Source organism: Kangiella sp. M94 (assembly GCF_054926195.1).
Genome location: NZ_CM142903.1, coordinates 389601 through 412782 on the forward strand (window position 1 = coordinate 389601; position 23182 = coordinate 412782).

Consider the following 23182-nt stretch of genomic DNA (forward strand, 5'->3'; position numbering starts at 1 on the left):
ATGAGCACCGAACAAGAACACGATGCAGTCCTGCTAAATGAGGCAGTGGAGGCTTTAGTGATCGACCCGAACGGCATCTATATCGATTGTACATTTGGTCGCGGCGGACACAGCCGTGCCATTTTGTCACGTCTGTCGGAAGAGGGACGCTTGATTGGATTTGATAAAGATTTACAGGCCATTGCAGTGGGTGAACAGCTGCAATTGGAAGATGACCGATTCAGTATTGTGCACGAAAGCTTTTCTCTTTTAGAACAAGAGGTTAGCAAGCGTGGTTGGTTTGGTGAAGTAACTGGTGTTTTGATGGATTTAGGTGTCTCATCACCACAGCTTGATCAGGCAGAGCGTGGCTTTAGCTTTATGCAGGATGGACCGTTGGATATGCGTATGGATACCACACGCGGGCAAACCGCTGAACAATGGATTGCGACTACCGATGAAGAAGACATGGTCTGGACCTTTAAGTCTTTTGGCGAAGAGCGTTATGCGAAACGGATTGCACGCGCCATCGTAGAGAAAAGAGCCAAAGCGCCCATTACGCGCACTAAACAATTGGCAGACATTATTTCTGAGGCACATCCACGCTGGGAAAAGCATAAGCATCCAGCGACTCGCTGTTTTCAGGCAATTCGTATTGCGGTGAATCGTGAGTTAGATGATTTGAAGGATACCCTGGAACAGGTGTTGAACGTATTAAAAGTGGGTGGTCGTTTAGTAGCGATCAGCTTCCATTCTCTGGAAGACCGTATCGTGAAACAGTTTATCCAGAAACAAGCGGAAGGTCAGAATTTTCCTGCTGGCTTGCCGATTACGGAAGACATGATTAATCGTCGCATGAAGAAAGTCGGCAAATTTACAAAGGCAGGCGACAGCGAGTTAGAACGCAACATTAGAGCGAGAAGCGCTGTGATGCGGGTGGCGGAGAAGTTGTCATGAGCCCGGCCAGAATAAAAGAAAAGGTTAGAGAAACCAATAGCTTATGGCCTTTTTATAGCCTGATGGCAACTGTGTTACGCCGCTTCGGAGTTATTTTTGTGGGTATTCTGGTGGTGGTTTCAGGAATAGTGGTTGCCCACCAAACTCACAAGATGCGCCAGACGACCATTGCATTGAAGCAACTGGAAGATGAACAGACAGCATTAGAGCTACAGTGGCAAAAGTTGAGTTTAGAACAAAGCTCTTTGGCAGAGCATAGTCGCGTCGAGTCGCTGGCTGAAAAGCGTTTAAAGATGAAGCAGTTAGACTCAAGAAATGAAGTATTAATTACGCCCTCGGTTAGAGGTAGAGAATGAAGAAAGTACAAAACCGTAAATTAAAAACAGTACCGCTCTGTACATGGCGTTATTACGCCATGATTGCGGTATTGTTGTGCGGTTTTGGAGCATTGGTAACACGTGCGGCCTATCTGCAAGTAGTTAGCTCTGATGAGTTGGCACAAGCTGGTGACTCGCGGTCGGTACGGGTTAAAGGTATTTCAAGTCACCGTGGTTTGATAGTTGATCGCAATGGTGTTGAGTTAGCTCGCTCAGTACCCACTGAGTCAGTATGGCTCGATCCAAAAATATTGTTAGCCGACGAAAGCGTATTAGTCAGCAAAGAGTGGAAAGCATTTGCAGCAGCCTTAAAACGTGACGAAAAAGAGTTAAATCAATGGGTTAAAAGCAAATCCAGCAAAAGATTTGTTTGGCTTGAACGGCATATTGATCCCAACGTGGGACTTTATATTAAGCGACTGAACATTCCGGGGGTCGAATTTAAAACTGAATATCGCCGATATTATCCGAGTGCTGAAGTAACTGCCCACCTTGTGGGCTTTACTGGTATAGATGACAAAGGCTTAGAAGGTGTTGAACGTGCTTTTGATAGTTTCCTGACTGGGCAGCCTGGTAGCAAAAAAGTGGTCGTGGACCTATATCGTCGTGTTGTAGAAGAGCGCGGTGTTTTGGCACAAGCTGAGCAGGGTAATGATTTACAACTGAGCATCGATTCTCGGATTCAAGCGACCGCTTATAAAGAATTAAAGAAAGCCGTTTTACAAAACGGTGCCAAAGGTGGCTCGGTTGTGGTGGTGGATGTGGAAACAGGCGAAGTATTAGCTATGGCCAGCCAGCCTTCCTTCAATCCAAATCGTTCTGACAGTCGCTTTCCGGAGTTCACTCGTAATCGATCCATTGCGGATTTGTTCGAGCCGGGCTCTACGGTTAAACCTTTAACGGTTGTCAGTGCGCTATCCAGTGGTAAATTTTCAACCAACTCAAAAATTGATACCTCACCTGGGCGCATGAAGTTGGGTTATGCCTGGGTTCGCGATCCTAGAAATTATGGTGTACTGGATTTGGACGGAATTATAAAAAAATCCAGCAATATGGGGGTTGCGAAAATCGCATTGGAACTCTCCGACGAAGAATTTATGAGCACTTACTATAAAGTTGGCTTTGGAATGGAAACCGGCTTAGGAATTCAAGGTGAGTCAGACGGTATTTTGGCGCCGCGTGCCAATTGGTCCGAACATGAAAAAGCATCTATGTCCTATGGCTATGGCTTTATGGTGAGCCCGATTCAGCTGGCTCAAGCTTATGCCATTCTTGGGGCTGACGGTGTGCGTAATCAGTTGACGTTGATTAAGCGGACAGATGGGGTGGAGTATCCTCGGGAACAGGTATTAGAGCCTGAAGTGGCACGTTCTGTCGTGCACATGATGGAAGAGGTTGTATCTGAAGGCGGAACCGGCACCCAGGCAAAAGTTGAAGGGTATCGAGTTGCCGGTAAAACCGGAACTTCGCGGAAAGCGGTGCGTGGCGGTTACGGTGATGAATACGTCACCGTATTTGCGGGTCTAGTGCCTGCAAGTAATCCTAAATTTGCGATTGTGGTAATGGTTGATGAACCCGCCGGTGACAGCTATTACGGCGGAACTGTGTCGGCACCAGTATTTGCCAAAGTAGCCGATAAGGCTTTGCATTTAATGAATATTTCGCCGGATAGCAAGCCTAACAAACCAGCAGTAGCAACAGCTACTGCTGTTGTACGAGGTGGCCAGCATGACTAATTCCGTACAACATACCATCAATCTGAAAAAACTGATAAAGCCATTAGTAAGTGAGCAGTTTTGGGCACAATTTCCCCAAGTTGCGACTACTGAGGTGAAAGGTTTACAGCTGGATAGTCGTCAAGTGAAGTCAGGTGAAATCTTTATGGCTTACCCTGGACATGCAACCGATGGTCGAGAATATATTGAACAAGCAGTTGAAGCTGGCGCAACTGTAATATTGTTAGAAAAGAAAGACAGTGAGACGATTTTAAAAACCTTGCTCAATGACAACCAGCAAGTGACAGCCTCCGCCAAGACTCTCTCCGGGGTGGCTCCTTTGGAGCTTTATAACTATAAGGAGGCTGTTTTAATTCCTGTTGAAAACTTAAGCAGCAAAGTGAGCCAGATTGCCGCACGTTTTTATGGTAGTCCAACCAAGAAAATGTCGGTCATTGGTGTGACTGGAACGAACGGTAAAACCAGTTGCGCCTATCTGTTAGCGCAAGCACTTGAGTTTTTACAATATCCAACATTGATGCTAAGCACGGTTGGTAATGGTAATCCATCGAAGTTGAAGGCGACTGAAAACACAACGCCTGATGCAATCGCTATTCAGCGTCTAGCTGCAGAATATCTTGCCCGTAAGAATTACCATTTGACGATGGAAGTTTCCTCGCATGGTTTAGTGCAATCGCGTGTGGCTGCAGTGCAATACAAGATCGCTGTCTTTACCAATCTTTCACAAGATCACCTCGATTATCACAGTGATATGGAGTCTTATTTCGAGGCTAAAAGGCAGCTGTTTTTAAGTGAAGAGTTAGAAGCCGCTGTCATTAATGCGGATGATGAGTATGGACGTCGATTGTTGGCGGATGATGCCATTGTATGCCGAAAAATTGCATACAGCTGTGAAAAAAAGAATGAAGAATTAAATATTGAAAGTTGGATTGTTGCGAAAAATCAGACCTTTAATATGAGGGGTATTCAGGCAGAGCTGCACACGCCTTGGGGCACCAGTAAATTACGTTCAGGCTTATTAGGTCATTACAATCTTGCAAACCTATTAGCAGTGTCCGGAGCGCTAGGTGAACTATTTGGTGATATCAACAAATGGATTGTTGCGCTAAATGCAGCCAAAGCCGTTCCGGGTCGTATGCAAAACTTTACCGCAAGCGGAAAGGCAACTGTAGTAGTTGATTATGCACATACACCTGACGCCTTAGATAAAACGTTAACCAGCTTGCGTGAACATTGTGCAGGTGAGCTATGGTGTATTTTTGGCTGTGGTGGCGATCGTGATAACAGCAAGCGTCCATTAATGGGTGCTGTGGCAGAACAAAAAGCAAATCAAGTAATCCTTACAGATGATAACCCACGCACCGAAAATGCTGAGGCGATTGTATCGATGATTCGCGACGGTATGAAAAACAAAACAACTCAATATATTGCAAAAAGAAAAGAGGCGATTGAGTTTGCACTTAAGAACAGCACAGCTAACGATATCATTTTAGTGGCAGGAAAAGGCCATGAAGACTATCAACAAATCGGCAAGAAAAAAGTTCATTATTCTGATTTAGAAACGGTGGCGAGTTTAATGGGGGTGAACTTATGATCCCATTAAATCTTCAAACTATTGTTGAGGTAACCGGAGGTCGGTTACAGGGGCAGGATATTGAGATTAGTAGAGTAGTCACTGATACACGTGTGGATTGTCGCGAAGCATTATTTATTGCATTGAAAGGTGAGAATTTTGATGCCCATAAATTTGTAGAGAATGCTAAAAATAAAGGTGCTAAAGCATTGTTGGTAGAGCATTCTGTGGCAACTGATTTACCTCAAGTCATTGTCGGCGATACAGTAAAGTCATTGGGTAAAATTGCGGGATATGTTCGCGATAAAGTGAACCCCTTAGTGATTGGTATTACGGGTAGTGCGGGTAAAACCACAGTCAAAGAAATGGTTGCCAGCATTCTACGTCAAAAGGGCAAGGTGTTAGCAACACAAGGTAATTTCAACAATCACATTGGGGTGCCATTGACACTGCTTCGTTTAGAAGAGACCGATCAATTTGCTGTCATTGAAATGGGCGCTAATCATATTGGTGAGATCGAATATTGCGCTTCCATTGCTAAGCCAGATGTGAGCGTTATAAACAATGTTGAAGCAGCGCATATTGAAGGTTTTGGTTCAGTAGAAGGCGTTGCCAAAGCCAAGTCAGAAATTTATCAAGCATTGACCAGCAATGGAAAGGCGGTAATTAACCTTGATAGTGCATTTTCAGATGAGTGGATTGAGCAACTTACATCACTGCAGAAAATAACAGTTTCGCGCCATAAAGATGCCAACTTTACTGCGGATAATTGCCAGATACAAGATAACGGCAATGTGACCTTTAATATGCAGCATACACATGATGGCAGTGCCCAAACCGTTTCTGTGCAACTTCCAGTTCCTGGAATGCACAATGTTTCCAATGCCTTAGTTGCAGCAGCTTTAGCTTCAGCTGTTGGTGCGGATATGGAAATGATTAAAGTTGGCCTGGAAGCCATGGTTGCAGTGAAAGGTCGTCTTAATCAGTTTAAAGCACTTCAGGGTGCATTGATTATTGATGATACCTATAACGCGAGTGTGGCTTCTGTAAAAGCTGCAATTGATTACCTAGCCAGTCTGTCTGGTACCAAAGTGTTAGTACTTGGTGATATGGCTGAACTAGGTGATGAGAGTGCTCAATACCATCGTGAAGTCGGCGAGTATGCAAAAGAAAAAAATATTGAACGCTTATTGGTCTGTGGACGATGGGTAAAACATAGCGCTGAGGTTTTTGGTCAGAATGCGAAGTATTTTGATAGTAAAGATTTACTGGTGTCTTATCTAAGAAACATTATTCAGCCAGATTATAAAATATTAGTAAAAGGCTCACGTAGCGCCCAGATGGAACAGGTCGTTGACGAGTTGGTAGCACCTGCCGCCGACGAGCACAATTTAAATTTGGGGGGGAACTAATATGCTGACCTGGTTAGCAGATTACTTATCACAATATTACTCAGGTTTTAACCTGTTCCAATACTTAACATTTCGTTCAATTGTTAGTGTTATTACCGCGTTAGGCATTTCACTGTTGGTAGGTCCAACTATGATTCGTCGCTTGAGTAAATATCAGATTGGACAGACCGTCCGTGATGATGGGCCACAAACTCATTTAGTCAAAGCTGGTACACCAACTATGGGTGGAGCGCTGATTATTTTCGCCATTGTTTTCAGCTCATTAATGTGGGGTGAGTTAAGTAGCCGCTATTTATGGGTAGCGCTGATTGCGCTGGTCGGTTTTGGGATGGTAGGGCTAGCTGATGATTACATCAAGTTAGTGCGCAAAGATCCAAAAGGGTTAGTGGCACGCTGGAAGTATTTTTGGCAGTCATTAATCGGTGCCGGTATTGCGCTCTATTTATTCTATACAGCCTCGCCTGTTGAAACTCAATTATTGGTTCCCTTTTTAAAAGATGTGATGCCACAACTGGGCATCCTGTTCATCTTTATGGCCTATTTCGTCATTGTGGGTACCAGTAATGCGGTGAACCTTACTGATGGACTGGATGGACTCGCTATTTTGCCAACGGTGTTAGTGGCTGGTGGTTTGGGCATATTTGCTTACGTCACAGGCAACCAGGTGTTTTCTGAGTATCTAGCGATTCCTTATGTGCAAGGAGTTGGGGAGCTGGTGGTTTTCTGCGCGGCAATAATTGGTGCTGGATTGGGTTTTCTATGGTTCAACACTTACCCAGCGCAAGTTTTTATGGGCGATGTAGGTGCGCTGGGTTTAGGTGCTGCATTAGGTGCAGTAGCAGTAATGGTTCGCCAAGAGCTGGTGCTATTTATTATGGGTGGCGTGTTCGTAATCGAAACCCTGTCAGTCATATTGCAGGTTGGTTCATACAAATTAACTGGCAAACGAATTTTTAGAATGGCACCGCTGCATCATCATTATGAATTAAAAGGTTGGCCAGAGCCTCGCGTGATTGTGCGCTTCTGGATTATTTCATTGATATTAGTACTGATTGGTTTAGCAACCTTAAAAATTCGCTAAACAAGGTAAAGGAAATGTTAGAAATGCAACAAAGAGATATCGCGTATAAAAATCGCTTGATACTTGGTCTGGGTCAGACCGGGCTTGCGGTTGCGCGTTATTTATCTGCGTTGCATCAACCGTTCAACGTTATGGATACGCGCGACATTGCTCCTGGGTATGAAGCATTAGAAAAATTAGCGCCCGGTTCTTTACTGAAATGGAACGGTGAACAGTTTAAACAATATGATGAGTTGGTTGTTAGCCCAGGTATTGCGATCACGCGTAATGACATTCAGGCAGCGCATGAAGCTGGTATCAGTGTTATTGGTGATATCGAGTTATTTGCACAAGCCAACACATTACCCGTTATCGCTATCACAGGCTCCAATGGTAAAAGTACCGTCACTGATTTGGTTGGCGAATTAATTAACGCCAGCGGAAGGAAAGCATTGGTCGGTGGCAATATCGGCGTGCCAGCTTTAGAACTTTTGGAACAGGAAGGTGATTATGTGGTATTGGAATTATCCAGCTTCCAGTTAGAAACCACAAAAAGTTTACAGCCCGTTGCAGCAACGGTATTGAATGTTAGTGAAGATCATTTAGACCGCTACAACCATTATCAAGAGTATGTAGAAGCCAAGAGAAGTATTTATAAAAAAGCTGCAACCTGTCTGATCAATGCTGATGATAAGAATACCTGGTATGAGACGACTGATTCGGAACAGAAAGTTCTCAGTTTTGGAATCAGCTCTGACCAACCCTTGGACTGGACGGTAGATATCGACCATAACTCGATTAAATATCATGGCAAACAGATTTTACAGCTAGACCAATTAAGATTGCAGGGTATCCATAATGCGCTCAATGTCGCAGTTGCCCTGGCGTTGATAACGACCGCCGGTATCGAATTAACCAAGCCTGTACTGGACAAAGCTATGTCCTATCAAGGTTTGCCGCATCGCAGCCAGCTAGTTGGCGTGAAAAATGGTGTCACTTTCATTAATGATTCTAAGGCGACTAATGTCGGTGCTACCGTTGCAGCTATTCAAAGCTTCGAACCGCAATTTGGCAGTAATATTATTTTAATCGCCGGTGGTGATGCCAAGGGTGCTGATTTATCCAGTTTAGAAAACATTATTAAAGAAACAGTTAAAGCTGTTGTCTGCTTCGGCAAAGATGCTCCGGCTATTGCAAAGTTAGCGCCAGAAAAAACACAGTTAGTGAGTAACTTACAAGAAGCGGTTCGATTTGCAAATGGTCAAGCTCAAAGCGGTGATTTAGTGCTGTTATCACCAGCTTGCGCTAGCTTAGATATGTTTGCCAACTATATGCAACGCGGCGAGCAGTTTACTCAATGTGTGGAGGCGCTATGACTAGTATCCTCAATACATTAAGAGTTACTGATTTTATGGAGCAGCTGAAGCTATCTGATCCTCGAACGCAGCTGGATCCATGGTTGTTGGGCCCAGTAATGATTCTGTTAGCTATTGGCGTAATGATGGTGGCATCCAGTTCAATGCCTTACGCCGAATATCATATGAATGGCAATGAATTCCATTTCCTCATTCGTCACATTATTTATTTATCGATTGCGTTAGTCGCTTCAATGTTAGTGCTGCAACTGGATACGCGGTTCTGGCAGGTCAATGGCATCTACATGCTACTGTTCGGCATCGTATTGTTGATGTTAGTACTAGTGATAGGTAGAGAAGTTAATGGCAGTAAACGCTGGATTGGTTTAGGCCCCTTAACGGTGCAACCGGCTGAACTGATGAAGTTCTTCATTGTGACTTATTTGGCCGGTTACCTGGTCCGCCGTAGCGACGAATTACAAACACAAATTAAAGGCTTTACCAAACCATTGCTGGTGATTGGCTTAGTAGTTGCTTTCTTACTGTTGCAACCAGACTTTGGATCGTCAGCGGTGATTGTAGCAACGGCGCTTGCGATGCTGTTTTTGGCAGGAGCAAGATTGTGGCAGTTTATCTCATTAACCGCATTTGTCAGCATTGTGATGGCATTGGTCGCATGGAAAGAACCGTATCGGATGAAGCGACTTACAAGCTTCCTGGATCCATGGGCCGATCAGTTCGGCAGTGGCTATCAGTTAGTGCAGTCACTCATTGCTTTCGGTCGTGGCGATTGGTTTGGCGTCGGACTTGGTAACAGCGTGCAAAAATTATCCTACTTACCTGAAGCGCATACCGACTTTGTTTTTGCGGTGTTTGCGGAAGAGTTTGGCTTTGCTGGTGTGCTGTTAGTCATAATCCTATTTGTCATTATCTTACTACGCAGTTTAAGCATTGGCCGTCGTGCGTTGAAAATGGAAAAGTATTTTGCAGCCTATCTGACCTATGGCTTCGGCTTCTGGTTGAGTTTGCAGGCACTTATCAATATTGGTGTTTCCAGCGGAAGCTTGCCAACAAAAGGATTGACGCTTCCATTTATTAGCTACGGCGGTAATTCACTCATCATAGCTTGTGTGGCTGTAGCCGTCATATTACGGGTCGATTTTGAAGTGCGACGTCGCGAGCACGAATATGCCAAAGTTAAACGCGCTTATCGCTCCGCTAAAGGAGGGCAGAATGAGGAGTAAACGTATTCTGTTGATGGCTGGTGGAACAGGAGGTCATATTTTTCCTGCGTTAGCGGTAGGTCAGGCATTGCATCGAGAGGGTTGGGAATTACATTGGCTCGGTTCCGAGGGGGGCATGGAGCAAGATTTGGTGACACAACATGGTATTTCAATGACCTTGTTGCCCGTCAAAGGCGTTCGTAATAAGGGAGTTTGGTCTCTGGTTAAGGCGCCATTTCAACTGGTGAAAAGTGTCTGGCTAGCTCGCAAAGCAATCAAGCAATTTAAACCTGATGTGGTTCTTGGTATGGGTGGTTTTGCCAGTGGTCCGGGTGGAATTGCGGCAAAATTATGCGGAGTACCATTAGTCATACATGAGCAAAATGCAATAGCAGGGATGACCAATACACAGCTAAGTCGCTTTAGTCGTTGGACTTTGCAGGCCTATCCGGGCGCCTTCCCAGAAAGCAGTAAGGTACATACGGTCGGTAATCCAGTAAGAGAAAATATTGGTAGTGATAAAGATCCGGCCACGCGCATTGAGTCTGATGATAAAAGTGTTCACATTTTAGTGGTTGGAGGAAGTCGTGGTGCGGCTGTGTTTAATGAAGAGTTACCCGAAACATTTAGCCTGGTGAATAGTGGTCTCAGCGTACATGTTAAGCATCAATGTGGAAAAGGACATCATGACTCTGTTCTAGAGCGTTATAAACAAAATACTAAACAGATATCAGTTGAAGTGAGTGAGTTCATTAACGATATGGCAGAGGCATATGAATGGGCTGATTTAGTAGTTTGCCGGGCAGGAGCCTTGACCGTTGCAGAGATTGCAATGGCCGGTTGCGTTGCAATTTTTGTCCCATATCCACATGCGGTTGATGACCATCAAACTTATAACGCAAGGTACCTGGCTGACCAGGGCGCGGCATTGATTATACAGCAGCATGATTTAAGTAAAAAAAGACTGGCACAGGAAATCACAGCGTTGGCTAATGACAAAGAACATTTGATTGAGATGGCACGAAAAGCAAAAGAATTGGCAAGACCTGAAGCAACGCAAGTCGTTGCAGAATATTGCAAGAAAGCTGCTGAAGAAAAAGCAGGCAACAAAGCGAGAGAACAAGTATGAGTAATGGCATCAACCCTAACAGTCCGTTAATACAACAAGTGCCAGAGATGCGTCGGATTCGTCGTGTCCATTTTATTGGTATTGGTGGTGCAGGGATGAGCGGAATTGCCGAAGTGTTGCTTAATCTTGGCTATGAAGTTTCAGGTTCGGATATGCGTGAGAGCAAAGTCACAGAGCGACTCAAAAGTTTAGGCGCCGAAGTATTTATTGGCCATCGCAGAGACAATATTAAGAACGTTAATGTGGTGGTGGCATCAACGGCGATTCCAAAAACAAATCCGGAGTTAGAAGCAGCTCGTGAGCATCGCGTGCCAGTAGTTCCACGTGCAGAGATGCTCGCTGAATTAATGAGATTCCGGCACGGAGTGGCTGTTGCAGGTACGCACGGCAAAACAACCACGACCAGTTTGATCGCCAGCATATTTGCCGAAGGGGGATTAGATCCTACGTTCGTGATTGGTGGTTTGTTAAATAGTGCTGGGAGTAATGCACGACTGGGTACCAGTCGCTTCTTTATTGCTGAAGCCGACGAAAGTGATGCTTCATTCCTGCACATTCAACCGATGGTAGCAGTGGTTACTAATATTGAAGCAGACCATATGGATACTTACGGTGGTGATTTTAAAAATTTAGAAAACAACTTTATCGATTTCTTGCACAACCTTCCTTTTTACGGGTTGGCGGTGATGTGTATCGATGATGAAACGGTACAAGAGATTATGCCGCGTGTGACACGACCAACAGTCACTTATGGCTTCAGTGAAAATGCGGACGTACGCGCTATTGATTTCACACAGTCAGGCACAAAAAGTCATTTCAAAGTTATGCGTCGTGATCATGAAGGCGAGTTAGAAATCACTTTGAATTTACCAGGCCGACATAATGTACAAAATGCTCTGGCTGCGATTGCTGTTGCGACTGAAGATGGTGTATCAGATGCAGCTATTCAAAAAGCATTGGCGGAATTTGGCGGTATCGGCCGTCGCTTCCAGATGTATGGCGACTTTAAAGTGGATGGTAAAACGATCACGCTTATGGATGATTATGGTCATCATCCAAGTGAAGTGATGGCCACCATTGAAGCAATGCGTCGTAGCTGGCCTGATCGTCGCTTAGTGATGGTTTATCAACCGCACCGCTATAGCAGAACACGTGATCTGTACGAAGACTTCAGTAAAGTTTTATCAGAGGTGGATGCGCTCTTGTTGCTTGAAGTTTACTCAGCAGGGGAAGAACCTATTCCAGGTGCCGATAGCCGCTCATTATGTCGCAGCATTCGTCAGCGTGGAAAAATTGAACCGATTCATGTGGAAAAAATAGCACAACTCCCAGAGTTGTTAAGCAACATTTTGCAGGATGGTGATGTGGTGGTGACACAAGGAGCCGGTAACGTTGGTTCTCTGGCGCCGGCATGGGTTGCAGTCAACATGGACTTATCTAAGTTGAGCGTGGAGGCCGAGTCATGAGTATCGATAAATTCGGCAAAGCTGCAGTCCTTTATGGCGGGCATTCTGCAGAAAAGGAAATTTCATTACGAAGTGGTCAGGCGGTGCATGACGCTCTGACCAAAGTGGGAATTGATGCAGTTCTAATCGACCCAGCAGCTGATGGTCTGGCAGCAATTCAAGGGAGTAAGTGTGACCGGGCCTGGAATGCATTACACGGACGTGGTGGAGAGGATGGTGTGATTCAGGCGCATCTGCAGTTGTTGGAAATTCCTTACACTGGAAGTGGTGTGATGGCTTCTGCGATTGCGATGGATAAATTACGAACCAAGTTAATTTGGCAAGCTATGGGTTATCCCGTAGCGAAACATCGCATGCTCAATACCGGTAGTTTGAGTGTAGAACAGGCGAAAACAGTTCTCGAAGATATGAATGGGTGCGTAATGGTTAAGCCTATTCGTGAAGGTTCCAGTGTGGGCATGGCCAAGGCGGATAATGCGAAAGCATTAGTAGAGGCTGTAGAGAATGCTAAGCAATATGATCGCGAAGTGATGTTGGAACAGTGGATTGATGGGGATGAATACACCGTTAGTATTTTAAACGGTAAAGCATTGCCGAGTATTCGTGTCAAAACGCCGAATACTTTTTACGACTTTCAAGCGAAGTATCAGAGTAAAAGTACTGAGTATATATGTCCAAGTGGTTTAAACGATGAAGATGAAGCGGAACTTGCGGAGTTATCACAGGCAGCGTTTTATGCGCTAGGTTGCGAAGGCTGGGGACGTGTTGATCTAATGCGTGAACGAAGCACAGGTAACTGGTTGCTATTGGAAGTAAATACGGTGCCGGGAATGACCGAAACATCATTAGTACCGAAAGCGGCAAAGCAGGCTGGAATGAGCTTCGAAGAGTTAGTAGTTGCGGTACTTGAAACCAGTTTTGTTGAACGAAAGTAGTGACCCAAGGAATTATTTGAAATGGCAAAGATGGCGACACGTGAAGAACGCAAACAAGCTAACAGTTTTAAAGGCTGGTTGAAGCCTTTGAAATGGGTGCTTGCGATTGCTTCTGCCAGTGCTGCTGTGATTGCTTTTGTGTTCGCAGCGATATGGGTATTCAGCATCAATACCGATAACGTTTTTCCAATCAATCGTGTGGAAGTATTTAAACAACAATATACCTCTGCAGATGAGGTGAAAATCGCCATTAAATCGATTGATGATCGAGGGTTTTTCACTATGAACATGGAAGTAGCGGAAGAGAAGTTTGTATCCCTGCCATGGGTCAAAGCAGTGCAGTTACGCAAAGTGTGGCCAGATACATTACAAGTCACGGTGGAAGAATATGAGCCGTTAGCCTACTGGGGAATGAATGGCGTCGTTTCAACTGAGGGAAAAGTATTCTATCCCGAACAGTTACCTGAAATGAGCTGGGTGAAACTACAGGGTCCCGATGAAATGGCTAAGGATTTAACAGTTTTGTTGCAAAGTTATCAAGAACAGTTGATGAAGAAATCATTATTTATTGAGGCGATGCAATTAAGTGAGAGAGGAGCCATTAGCTTGACGCTAAGTGATGGCTTAAGAGTTCAATTAGGTAAGGTGCATGTGGAAGAAAGAATTGAGCGCCTTTTGAATCACATAGATGTGTTGAAAACTCATAAGTCAGATCCATTGGCTTATGTTGATTTGAGATATCAAAACGGTTTTGCAGCTAAATGGGTTAGCAATACAACGCCGCTAGAAAACGGTGGGGGCAACAGGTAAAGCTATGTCGAAATCATCAGAGAAGAGATTAATTGTTGGATTGGATATTGGTACGTCGAAAGTCGTGGCCATTGTCGGAGAAGTGGGAGCGGATAATATCGTCGATATTATCGGTATTGGTTCGCATCCTTCGCGAGGCATGAAAAAGGGTGTGGTAGTCAATATTGAGTCTACCGTGGCGTCAATTCAGCGAGCAATTGAGGAAGCGGAGTTGATGGCGGGTTGTCAGATCCACTCGGTCTATACCGGTATCGCTGGAAGTCATATTAAAAGCTTAAATTCACATGGCATTGTTGCGATTAAGGATCATGAGGTCACACAAAGTGATGTAGATCGTGTGATTGATGCGGCTAAAGCGGTGGCGATTCCGGCTGATCAGAAAATTCTGCATGTGCTACCGCAAGAGTTTGTAATTGATAACCAGGAAGGCATTCGTGAGCCAGTGGGTATGTCTGGTGTTCGCCTCGAAGCGAAAGTACATATGGTAACGGGTGCTGTCAGTGCCGCGCAAAATATTACCAAGTGCGTCGCACGTTGCGGACTTGAGCCTGAAGACGTGATTCTTGAGCAATTGGCATCAAGTTATGCCGTGCTGACAGAAGATGAGAGAGAGCTTGGCATTTGCTTGATTGATATCGGTGGTGGCACAACCGATATTGCCATTTTCACCGGTGGTGCTATTCGTCATACCGCTGTAATACCTATTGCTGGCGATCAGGTGACCAATGATATCGCCGTGGCGTTACGCACACCGACTCAGTTTGCTGAAGAAATCAAAATTAAATATGCCTGCGCTTTGCGTCAGCTGACAAATTTGGACGAAACAATCGAAGTACCCAGTGTCGGTGATAGACAACCGCGCCGCTTGTCTCGTCAAATTTTGGCTGATGTAGTTGAGCCGCGCTATAGCGAATTGTTTGAACTGGTGCAGGCAGAAATTCGACGCAGTGGTTTTGAGAATTTAATTGCTGCCGGCATTGTCATTACCGGTGGTGGTTCAAAGATGGAAGGTTTGATGGAACTTGCTGAAGAAGTGTTCCATATGCCAGTTCGTCAAGGTATGCCACAGCACATCAAAGGTTTGGTGGATGTGGTGCGAAATCCAATTTATGCAACAGGTGTAGGTTTATTGATCTATGGAAAACAGGATCAAGGTCATCATCGTGAAAGAGATGTAACCGGTTTTTCAGGTCTATTTGACCGTATGAAAAAGTGGTTTAGTGGTTTTTGATAAAGCGAGGATCGCTTTGTTAAAAAAGTGGAAGTAACTATTGTATACGGCAAATTATTTGTTTTCATAGCAAGTTATTTGTTAAAGCAATTTTTTAAAGTAAATCGAAGGGGAAATTATCATGGCTAACATGTTTGAATTAGTAGATAGCTGTCAAAACAGCGCGATCATTAAGGTGATCGGTGTAGGTGGTGGCGGTGGCAACGCCGTCGAACATATGGTGAAAGCCAATATTGATGGTGTTGAGTTCATCTGTGCGAATACGGATGCTCAGGCGTTGGAATCTTCAACTGCTAAAACCACTATCCAGATTGGTCAGAACATTACGCGCGGTCTTGGCGCAGGCGCAAACCCAGATGTTGGACGTCAGGCAGCTCATGAAGATCGCGAGCGCATCATGGAAGTTCTGCAAGGATCTGACATGGTGTTCATCACTGCCGGCATGGGTGGTGGCACAGGTACGGGCGCAGCACCAGTGATTGCTGAGATAGCAAAAGAGATGGGTATCTTAACTGTTGCCGTTGTGACCAAACCGTTTAAATTTGAGCGTAAAAAACGCATGGCGCTTGCTGAAAAGGGCATTGATGAACTACGCGCCTCAGTTGATTCATTAATTATCATTCCAAATGATAAATTGGTGGCTCAATTTGCTGGTCTTCGTTTAACAGAAGCCTTTGCATCAGCTAACTCTGTTCTGCATGGTGCAGTACAAGGTATTGCTGAGCTGATTACCTGCCCTGGCTTAATCAACGTTGATTTTGCTGACGTACGCACTGTCATGGCTGAGCAAGGACAGGCAATGATGGGAACCGGTATTGCTGCCGGTGAAGGTCGTGCACAAATTGCTGCTGATATGGCAGTTGCCAGTCCATTGCTTGAAGATGTGGATCTATCTGGCGCTCGAGGTATCTTGGTTAACATTACAGCGAATGAAGATTTCACAATCGACGAGTTCTCTGAAGTGTGTGAAGTCATTGAAGATATTGCTCATGAAGATGCGACTGTGGTTGTGGGTACCGCCATTGATGCCTCAATGGGTGATGAAATCAGAGTAACTGTTGTGGCAACAGGTTTAGGCCAGGAAGCTAATATGCGTTTGGTTAGTGACAGCCGAAGTAACCAGAAAGATGTACGTAAAGCCAATGGTGACCTGGATTACGGACAGCTGGATTTGCCACCATCAATCCGTAAACAAGCGGGTACCAACTCGGTGCCAGAGCAAAGTTCAAAAATGGCGGTAGGCAGTGATGTGGATAACTTCCTGGATATTCCAGCTTTCCTGAGAAAGCAGGCGGACTAATCAGCCGTTAAATCGAGCTACTGATTTTATCGTCTTGCGATAATATCGGTGACAAGGTGAAACTTATTGAGAAAGTTGCTTTCATACTATGAACAGTACGAAGAGGCACTCCCTTCGAGCGTCTTCGTACTGCTCTGCTTATATTTGCTTAGCTGACGGGTGATATAAATACTTTTCAAGCCGCTATATTGCCTTCTCAATTATTTAACGATGAGTCATCAGGCTAATCAGGGAAGTTAGCCACGGCACAAAGTGTGAGCTAGCGCATAGTTTTAGAATCTTTGTATCTGTTTGTAGCAAATAAAATCAAAGGTTAAACAAATATTTCAAACAACTGTCTAAAAAACGGTCAAAAATTGTTCAAAGAACTGACATATTGTGATAATATGCGCTAGAATTTGAGAAAATTACACCTAAAGTCTTGATTTTCAAGGTGTTGGAGAAAATGAATGATAAGACAACGTACGTTGAAGACAACCATTCGCGCTACTGGCGTAGGTTTACACACAGGAGAAAAAGTGTATCTAACCCTACGACCAGCACCAGTGGATACAGGGATTGTGTTCCGTCGCGTTGATCTGGACCCAGCTGTTGAGATTGAAGCTAAACCAGAAAATGTAGGTGATACAACGTTATCAACCTGCTTAGTAAAAGATGATGTTCGTATTTCTACGGTTGAACATTTGCTATCAGCTATGGCTGGTTTAGGCCTTGATAATGCCTATATTGATGTTTCGGCTCCAGAAGTTCCTATTATGGACGGTAGTGCCAGTCCATTCGTATTCTTGTTGCAGTCTGCCGGTATCACCGAGCAGAATGCGCCGAAGAAGTTCATCAAAATTAAAAAGCGTGTTGAAGTTGAAGATGAAGGCAAAACAGCTGTATTTGAACCATTTGATGGTTTTAAAGTAGCCTTTACTATCGATTTTGACCATCCAGTATTCAAGAAAAGTCGTCAAACTGCTGTGATCGATTTCTCTAGCACTTCGTTTGTGAAAGAAGTCAGCCGTGCTCGTACTTTTGGTTTTATGAAAGATATAGAGTATTTGCGTGCCCACAACTTAGCGTTAGGTGGTAGTCAGGATAACGCAATCGTGATGGATGATTTCCGTGTGCTGAACGAAGACGGCCTTCGCTATGATGATGAATTTGTAAAACATAAAATATTAGACGCTATTGGTGATTTATTCCTTTTAGGGCACAGTTTAATCGGCGCTTTCTCAGGTTATAAATCAGGTCATGCGTTAAATAATCAATTGATTCGTACCTTAATGGCGGATGAAACAGCGTGGGAGTTAGCCACTTATGAAGATGCTAATGCTGCCCCAATTTCCTATATCATGAATCCAGCGTTATCGCTTTAACGCTGGTTTTTATCGCTTAGGTTAAAATTAAGGATTGAATTAAGAATAGATTTTATAGTATTTTTATCCGGTTTTTCAGACAAGAAAGTCACATACACATAAACGCCAGGATTAAAGCTGGCGTTTAGTGGTTTTGGAAGACTGATAAAAAGTAGGGTTTTTTAAGCGTTTATTTGCTTGGTGCAATTTTAATTTGAATGTTTGCAAGCCCTAAAAAACCAGCTTTCCTGAGTTGCGCAAGTAACTCAGAAGATTGATAGCGAAGGCGAGTTGCCCATACAGGGCTATCGGCAGTAATAACCAGACTGGTTTTATTGTATTCGGAGACGCTACAATGTTTTTGTAGGTCTTTCGGTAAATGCTGATGGATGCTATCAGTAATGGACTTCAAGGAGTTTGCTTTATCTAGCAAACTTTTTAACTCGCTTTCGGGTGAGTTAAGCACATCAGCCACGGATTTGGCTCGGAAAGGACGCTTCATAAGCTCAATATTTCTGGGCTAAATTTAGAGTTAGCATTTATTGTATGCTGACGGGGTAAGATTGTCATCTTGCAAGGTTGCTTGTGATGACGCTAACGAATGTGGGTGATTATGCGTATAACCATAATTAAGAGTGATCAAAAAGGGATTAAGGCTTTGGAATTTGGACGTTCTAAACTGGTGGTATTTAGTTTTCTTGGTGCTATGGCGTTAACCGCGGTAGTAGCCTTAACACATTTCACTACTCGTTGGTCATTGCAACAGGATTTAGTCAGTGAGGCCGCTATTAAAAAGTGGCAACAAGAATTAATCACTCAAAAAGAGCAGCTTGAACAAGCCAAGCGTACTTCAGAAAGCCAGATTCAAGCTTTATCTACACGTTTAGCAACGATGCAGGCTTATTTACTGCGCCTTGATGCAGCCGGAGCGCGATTAGTGGCTTCAGCAGGTATACAGGATGAATTTGGCTTTGGCGAAGACCCTGCAATCGGTGGTCCAAGTGAAGATGTTTCTGCAACCACCTCCAGTTATAACGATGTAGTCGTATTCCTCGATCAACTTGAAAGTAATATTAATGCTAAAGAGCAGGAACTATCCGCACTGGAATCATTAATACTGGATAAAGAAATTAGCGTTGAACAACAAATATCTGGCCGACCTATTACCTCTGGTTGGCTATCTTCTCCGTATGGCTACCGTGCCGATCCTTTCTCTGGTAAACGTGCCTGGCATTCAGGGATTGATTTCTCATCTCTGGAAGGCTCTGATGTGATTGTCACTGCAGCCGGTGTTGTGACTACCGTCGATCGCAAACCTGGCTATGGTGTTTTCGTTGAAGTGAGCCATGGTGGCGGTTACACCACACGTTATGGCCACAATAAGGCTGTGACCGTAAAGAAGGGTGATATTGTTAAGAAAGGACAGGTTATCGCAAAAGTCGGTAGTACCGGGCGCTCAACGGGGCCACATGTCCATTACGAAATCACTAAGAATGGTAAAAAGCTCAATCCATATAAATACCTGAAGCATTAAATGATAAAAGCCCCATAAATTGGGGCTTTTACTTATATGGTAGTTAAATTCTGATACCAACATTGAAATGCCAGTCGTATGCCCCCATAAGTTGAAAATACTGCTCGAAAAGCCCGCTCAGACGTTTACAGCGACCAGAATATGGGTACAATCGAGTGCTTCTAAGATTAATTATCTGCTATGGCCACGCTTCTAAGGGGTGATATATCCCGCGATCCATAGTTAATACAACATAGACACAAGAAAGAATAATATGAGTTTCTTAAACAAAATTTTCGGAAGTCGTAACGAGCGAACGCTTAAAAAACTACGTAAGACAGTCGATTTGATTAATCAGTTAGAGCCTGAAATGGAGGCTCTTACAGATGAACAGCTGAAAGCAAAAACGACTGAGTATAAAGAGCGTATAGAGAAAGGTGAAACCCTGGATCAAATACTTCCGGAAGCCTTTGCAACGGTGCGTGAGGCAAGTAAACGAGCTTTGGGTTTACGCCACTTTGATGTGCAATTAATTGGTGGCATGGTATTACACAACGGCAGAGTTGCTGAAATGCGTACTGGTGAAGGTAAGACGTTGGTTGCGACCTTGCCAGTATACCTTAATGCATTGTCTGGCAAAGGTGTTCATGTTATTACCGTCAATGATTACCTTGCAGAGCGTGATGCAGACTGGATGAAGCCGGTTTACAATTTCCTGGGCATGGAAGTAGGTGTCATTTTATCTGGACAGTCACACGAAGAAAAACAAAAAGCCTATGGGGCAGATATCACTTACGGAACTAATAATGAATATGGTTTCGATTATTTACGCGATAACATGGCTTTCCAGAAAGAGCACCGTGTGCAGCGTGATTTGAATTTTGCAGTTATCGATGAGGTCGATTCGATCCTGATTGATGAAGCGCGGACGCCACTGATTATTTCCGGTCCAACCGATGACAGCTCAGAAATGTACCGTGCTATTGATAAGTTAATCCCGAAACTTCAGTTACAGGATCACGAGTCAAAAGAAGACGAAGAAGATACGGGCGATTACACAGTCGATGAAAAATCGAAACAGGCCCATTTAACTGAGAAAGGCCAGGAGTATATTGAAGAGTTACTTCGTCAAAACAACCTGCTGCCTCATGAGCAAAGCCTCTATAGCCCCTCAAGTATTGCACTCCTGCACCATGTTAACGCCGCATTAAGAGCACATAAGTTGTTTAAAAGAGATGTGGATTATGTGGTTAAAGATGACCAGGTGGTTATTGTTGACGAGCATACTGGGCGAACTATGCCGGGTCGCCGTTGGTCAGATGGTTTGCACCAGGCGATTGAAGCCAAAGAAGGTGTTCAGATTCAAAATGAAAACCAGACCTTAGCGTCTATCACTTTCCAGAATTACTTCCGTTTGTATAACAAGCTGTCCGGTATGACTGGTACTGCGGATACTGAAGCAACAGAGTTACACATGATTTATGGGTTGGATGTAGTTGTGATTCCTACCAACAAACCCATGCTGCGTGATGATAGAGGTGATTTGATTTTCCTGACTAAGCAGGAAAAATACGATGCGATCATTGAAGAGATAAAAGAGCTGCAAGCTAAAGGTCAACCGGTGTTAGTCGGTACAGTTTCAATTGAGTCTTCTGAGCTGATTTCTAAAGAGCTTAAGAATGCCAAGATTAAGCATCAGGTTCTTAACGCTAAGTTCCACGCTAAAGAAGCAGATATTATTGCTCAGGCAGGCCGCCCTGGTGCGGTAACTATTGCTACCAACATGGCTGGTCGTGGTACTGATATTGTTTTGGGTGGTAATTTGCAGGCTGATATTGATGCATTGGGCGAAAACCCGACCGCAGAACAAATTGCCAAAGCAAAAGAAGAGTGGGATAAGCGTCATCAGGCCGTTATTGATGCAGGTGGTTTAGCGATTATTGGTACTGAGCGTCATGAGTCTCGTCGTATTGATAACCAGCTGCGTGGTCGTTCCGGTCGTCAGGGCGATCCGGGCATGAGCCGCTTCTACTTATCATTAGAAGATGATTTGATGCGAATTTTCGCTTCTGAGCGTTTAGGAATGATGATGCAGCGTCTTGGTTGGGATGAGGGCGAAGCGTTAGAACATAAAATGGTTTCGCGTGCGATTGAGAATGCCCAGCGTAAAGTGGAACAGCGTAACTTTGATATTCGTAAGAACTTACTTGAATACGATGATGTGGCCAATGATCAGCGCCGTGTCATTTACGAGCAGCGTAACGAATTGATGGACGTGGATGATATCTCCGACACTATCGAAGATTTGCGTGAGGATGTGGTTTATAGCATTACCAGTGAATATATCCCGCCGCAGTCGATCGAAGAAATGTGGGATGTCAAAGGCCTTGAGCAACGTTTAGAGCAGGACTTTGCAATTGAGTTACCACTTCAGCAGTGGTTGGATGAAGATGACAAGCTTGCCGAAGATGGTTTGCGCCAGCGAATTCTTGAAGAAGTTATCAAAGCTTACCAGGAAAAAGAAGCGTTACTGCCTGATCCAAAAATGATGCGTCAGCTTGAAAAACAAGTCATGTTGCAAGAGCTGGATCGTCATTGGAAAGAACATTTGGCTAACATGGATCATTTGCGTCAAGGAATTTGGATGCGCAGTCATGCCCAGAAAAATCCAAAGCAGGAATATAAGCGTGAAGCTTTTGATCTGTTTTCAGGAATGCTGGATAACCTCAAGGAAGATGTTGTCACTTTATTAGCTAAAGTTCGTTTCCAAATGCCAGAAGAAGTGGAAGCTATGAAGCGCAAGGAAGTGAATCAAGCTGGTATGACAGCTAAGCATGATTCAGCTTCTGCATTACCGCAGAGCGAAACTGCGCGCCAGGCAGATACCTTTGTCCGTGAGCAACCCAAAGTTGGCCGTAACGAACCATGTCCGTGTGGTTCAGGTAAAAAGTTCAAGCACTGTCACGGCAAGGTTGAAGTTTAAACCTGAATTGTTTCATTAACTGTTATGCATAGTATGATTCGGGTCGCGGTTGCTGTCATTCAGCGTCGCGACCGAGTTTTAATTGCCAAACGTCCGCAACATTTGCACAAAGGTGGTTACTGGGAATTTCCGGGCGGCAAGCAGGAACAAGGTGAAGCTATTGAGCAAGCCCTGATTCGTGAGTGTTTTGAAGAGCTGGCGATCATCCCTTCAGTTTTTTCCCCCCTGATTCAGATAGAACATCACTACACTGAAAAATCAGTTCTTTTGGATGTTTGGAAAGTGACTGATTATTTGGGAGTACCTCAGGGCGTTGAAGGGCAGCCATTATTTTGGTGCCCGATTCAGGATTTAGACGGTTATCAGTTTCCGGAAGCTAACTTAGCCATTATTTCAGCCATACAATCTGAAGCGATCAAGTAGAAAGGGTTGGCTCGGAATTAATCTTTGTCACGACTGAGTTGGTCTACGGTTTCAGGATCCAAAGGTTTACCGGCAATACGGTGTCCCTCGCTAGCCCACTCACCCAAATCAATCAGCTTACAACGTTGGCTACAGAAGGGTTTAAACGAATTATCATCTTTCCAGGCCACAGCCTTTTTGCAGGTTGGACACTTTACAATTAATGCTTTACTCATAACACTCATACATATTCAATAGCGTAAATTGGCGTTATTATAACGGAAAAGATGCTTATTTGTCGTATAGGCGGGAATATTACCCGGTCTGTAGCGGCGAGTTGCGATGGCTCGATCTAAAGAACATCATTAGGCAAAACAAACATAAGGACAAGTCATGAC

At 44.3% G+C, this 23182-nt stretch carries 20 protein-coding genes; 18 read left to right on the forward strand and 2 right to left on the reverse strand.

Annotated features, from left to right (window positions below):
- From rsmH to lpxC, 15 genes are all read left to right on the forward strand, one after another.
- On the forward strand, nucleotides 1-936 hold the full coding sequence (gene rsmH / locus ACYTXU_RS01970) for a 16S rRNA (cytosine(1402)-N(4))-methyltransferase RsmH (RefSeq protein ID WP_462207955.1): 936 nt from the start codon (nucleotides 1-3) through the stop codon (nucleotides 934-936).
- Nucleotides 933-1292 carry a cell division protein FtsL gene (ftsL, locus tag ACYTXU_RS01975; protein WP_462207956.1) on the forward strand — a complete coding sequence of 120 codons (360 nt, stop codon included), beginning with the start codon at nucleotides 933-935 and terminating at the stop codon, nucleotides 1290-1292. The genes rsmH and ftsL overlap by 4 nt, the downstream gene beginning before the upstream one ends.
- Nucleotides 1289-3049, forward strand: a complete 1761-nt coding sequence (locus ACYTXU_RS01980; RefSeq protein ID WP_462207957.1) for a peptidoglycan D,D-transpeptidase FtsI family protein — start codon at nucleotides 1289-1291, stop codon at nucleotides 3047-3049. Before ftsL ends, ACYTXU_RS01980 begins: the two co-directional genes overlap by 4 nt.
- Nucleotides 3042-4643, forward strand: a complete 1602-nt coding sequence (locus ACYTXU_RS01985; RefSeq protein WP_462207959.1) for a UDP-N-acetylmuramoyl-L-alanyl-D-glutamate--2,6-diaminopimelate ligase — start codon at nucleotides 3042-3044, stop codon at nucleotides 4641-4643. The genes ACYTXU_RS01980 and ACYTXU_RS01985 overlap by 8 nt, the downstream gene beginning before the upstream one ends.
- Nucleotides 4640-6034 carry a UDP-N-acetylmuramoyl-tripeptide--D-alanyl-D-alanine ligase gene (locus tag ACYTXU_RS01990; RefSeq protein ID WP_462207961.1) on the forward strand — a complete coding sequence of 465 codons (1395 nt, stop codon included), beginning with the start codon at nucleotides 4640-4642 and terminating at the stop codon, nucleotides 6032-6034. Before ACYTXU_RS01985 ends, ACYTXU_RS01990 begins: the two co-directional genes overlap by 4 nt.
- 1 nt (nucleotide 6035) lies before the next feature.
- A complete protein-coding gene (gene mraY, locus ACYTXU_RS01995; protein ID WP_462207962.1) occupies nucleotides 6036-7115 on the forward strand; it encodes a phospho-N-acetylmuramoyl-pentapeptide-transferase in 1080 nt (359 codons plus the stop codon).
- A gap of 23 nt (nucleotides 7116-7138) precedes the next feature.
- Nucleotides 7139-8470 carry a UDP-N-acetylmuramoyl-L-alanine--D-glutamate ligase gene (murD, locus tag ACYTXU_RS02000; RefSeq protein WP_462207963.1) on the forward strand — a complete coding sequence of 444 codons (1332 nt, stop codon included), beginning with the start codon at nucleotides 7139-7141 and terminating at the stop codon, nucleotides 8468-8470.
- On the forward strand, nucleotides 8467-9693 hold the full coding sequence (ftsW, locus tag ACYTXU_RS02005; RefSeq protein ID WP_462207965.1) for a putative lipid II flippase FtsW: 1227 nt from the start codon (nucleotides 8467-8469) through the stop codon (nucleotides 9691-9693). The genes murD and ftsW overlap by 4 nt, the downstream gene beginning before the upstream one ends.
- A complete protein-coding gene (gene murG, locus ACYTXU_RS02010) occupies nucleotides 9683-10801 on the forward strand; it encodes an undecaprenyldiphospho-muramoylpentapeptide beta-N-acetylglucosaminyltransferase (RefSeq protein WP_462207966.1) in 1119 nt (372 codons plus the stop codon). Before ftsW ends, murG begins: the two co-directional genes overlap by 11 nt.
- The gene (gene murC, locus ACYTXU_RS02015) at nucleotides 10798-12267 is read left to right on the forward strand and encodes a UDP-N-acetylmuramate--L-alanine ligase (RefSeq protein WP_462207968.1); all 1470 of its coding nucleotides are present in this window, start codon (nucleotides 10798-10800) and stop codon (nucleotides 12265-12267) included. Before murG ends, murC begins: the two co-directional genes overlap by 4 nt.
- A complete protein-coding gene (locus ACYTXU_RS02020) occupies nucleotides 12264-13202 on the forward strand; it encodes a D-alanine--D-alanine ligase (protein ID WP_462207969.1) in 939 nt (312 codons plus the stop codon). The genes murC and ACYTXU_RS02020 overlap by 4 nt, the downstream gene beginning before the upstream one ends.
- A 21-nt stretch (nucleotides 13203-13223) precedes the next feature.
- Nucleotides 13224-14012, forward strand: a complete 789-nt coding sequence (locus ACYTXU_RS02025; RefSeq protein WP_462207971.1) for a cell division protein FtsQ/DivIB — start codon at nucleotides 13224-13226, stop codon at nucleotides 14010-14012.
- 4 nt (nucleotides 14013-14016) lie between these two features.
- Entirely contained in the window at nucleotides 14017-15243 is a 1227-nt protein-coding gene (gene ftsA, locus ACYTXU_RS02030) for a cell division protein FtsA (RefSeq protein ID WP_462207972.1), read from the forward strand.
- Between the two features lie 121 nt (nucleotides 15244-15364).
- A complete protein-coding gene (gene ftsZ, locus ACYTXU_RS02035; RefSeq protein WP_462207974.1) occupies nucleotides 15365-16543 on the forward strand; it encodes a cell division protein FtsZ in 1179 nt (392 codons plus the stop codon).
- A 449-nt stretch (nucleotides 16544-16992) separates the two neighbouring features.
- On the forward strand, nucleotides 16993-17907 hold the full coding sequence (gene lpxC, locus ACYTXU_RS02040; protein ID WP_462207975.1) for a UDP-3-O-acyl-N-acetylglucosamine deacetylase: 915 nt from the start codon (nucleotides 16993-16995) through the stop codon (nucleotides 17905-17907).
- A gap of 169 nt (nucleotides 17908-18076) precedes the next feature.
- Here lpxC and ACYTXU_RS02045 read toward each other — a convergent pair whose 3' ends face one another.
- Nucleotides 18077-18388 (reverse strand): DciA family protein, encoded by a 312-nt coding sequence (locus ACYTXU_RS02045; protein WP_462207976.1) that lies wholly within the window; start codon nucleotides 18386-18388, stop codon nucleotides 18077-18079.
- A gap of 111 nt (nucleotides 18389-18499) precedes the next feature.
- On the opposite strand from ACYTXU_RS02045, the gene ACYTXU_RS02050 reads away from it, so the two are divergent.
- From ACYTXU_RS02050 to mutT, 3 genes are all read left to right on the forward strand, one after another.
- The gene (locus ACYTXU_RS02050; RefSeq protein ID WP_462207977.1) at nucleotides 18500-19420 is read left to right on the forward strand and encodes a peptidoglycan DD-metalloendopeptidase family protein; all 921 of its coding nucleotides are present in this window, start codon (nucleotides 18500-18502) and stop codon (nucleotides 19418-19420) included.
- A gap of 253 nt (nucleotides 19421-19673) precedes the next feature.
- Nucleotides 19674-22382 carry a preprotein translocase subunit SecA gene (gene secA / locus ACYTXU_RS02055; protein ID WP_462207978.1) on the forward strand — a complete coding sequence of 903 codons (2709 nt, stop codon included), beginning with the start codon at nucleotides 19674-19676 and terminating at the stop codon, nucleotides 22380-22382.
- Nucleotides 22383-22406: 24 nt separating this feature from the next.
- Complete coding sequence (gene mutT, locus ACYTXU_RS02060; RefSeq protein ID WP_462207980.1) at nucleotides 22407-22805, forward strand: 8-oxo-dGTP diphosphatase MutT; 399 nt, start codon at nucleotides 22407-22409, stop codon at nucleotides 22803-22805.
- Between the two features lie 17 nt (nucleotides 22806-22822).
- Here mutT and yacG read toward each other — a convergent pair whose 3' ends face one another.
- A complete protein-coding gene (gene yacG, locus ACYTXU_RS02065) occupies nucleotides 22823-23020 on the reverse strand; it encodes a DNA gyrase inhibitor YacG (protein ID WP_462207981.1) in 198 nt (65 codons plus the stop codon).
- Nucleotides 23021-23182: the final 162 nt, after the last annotated feature.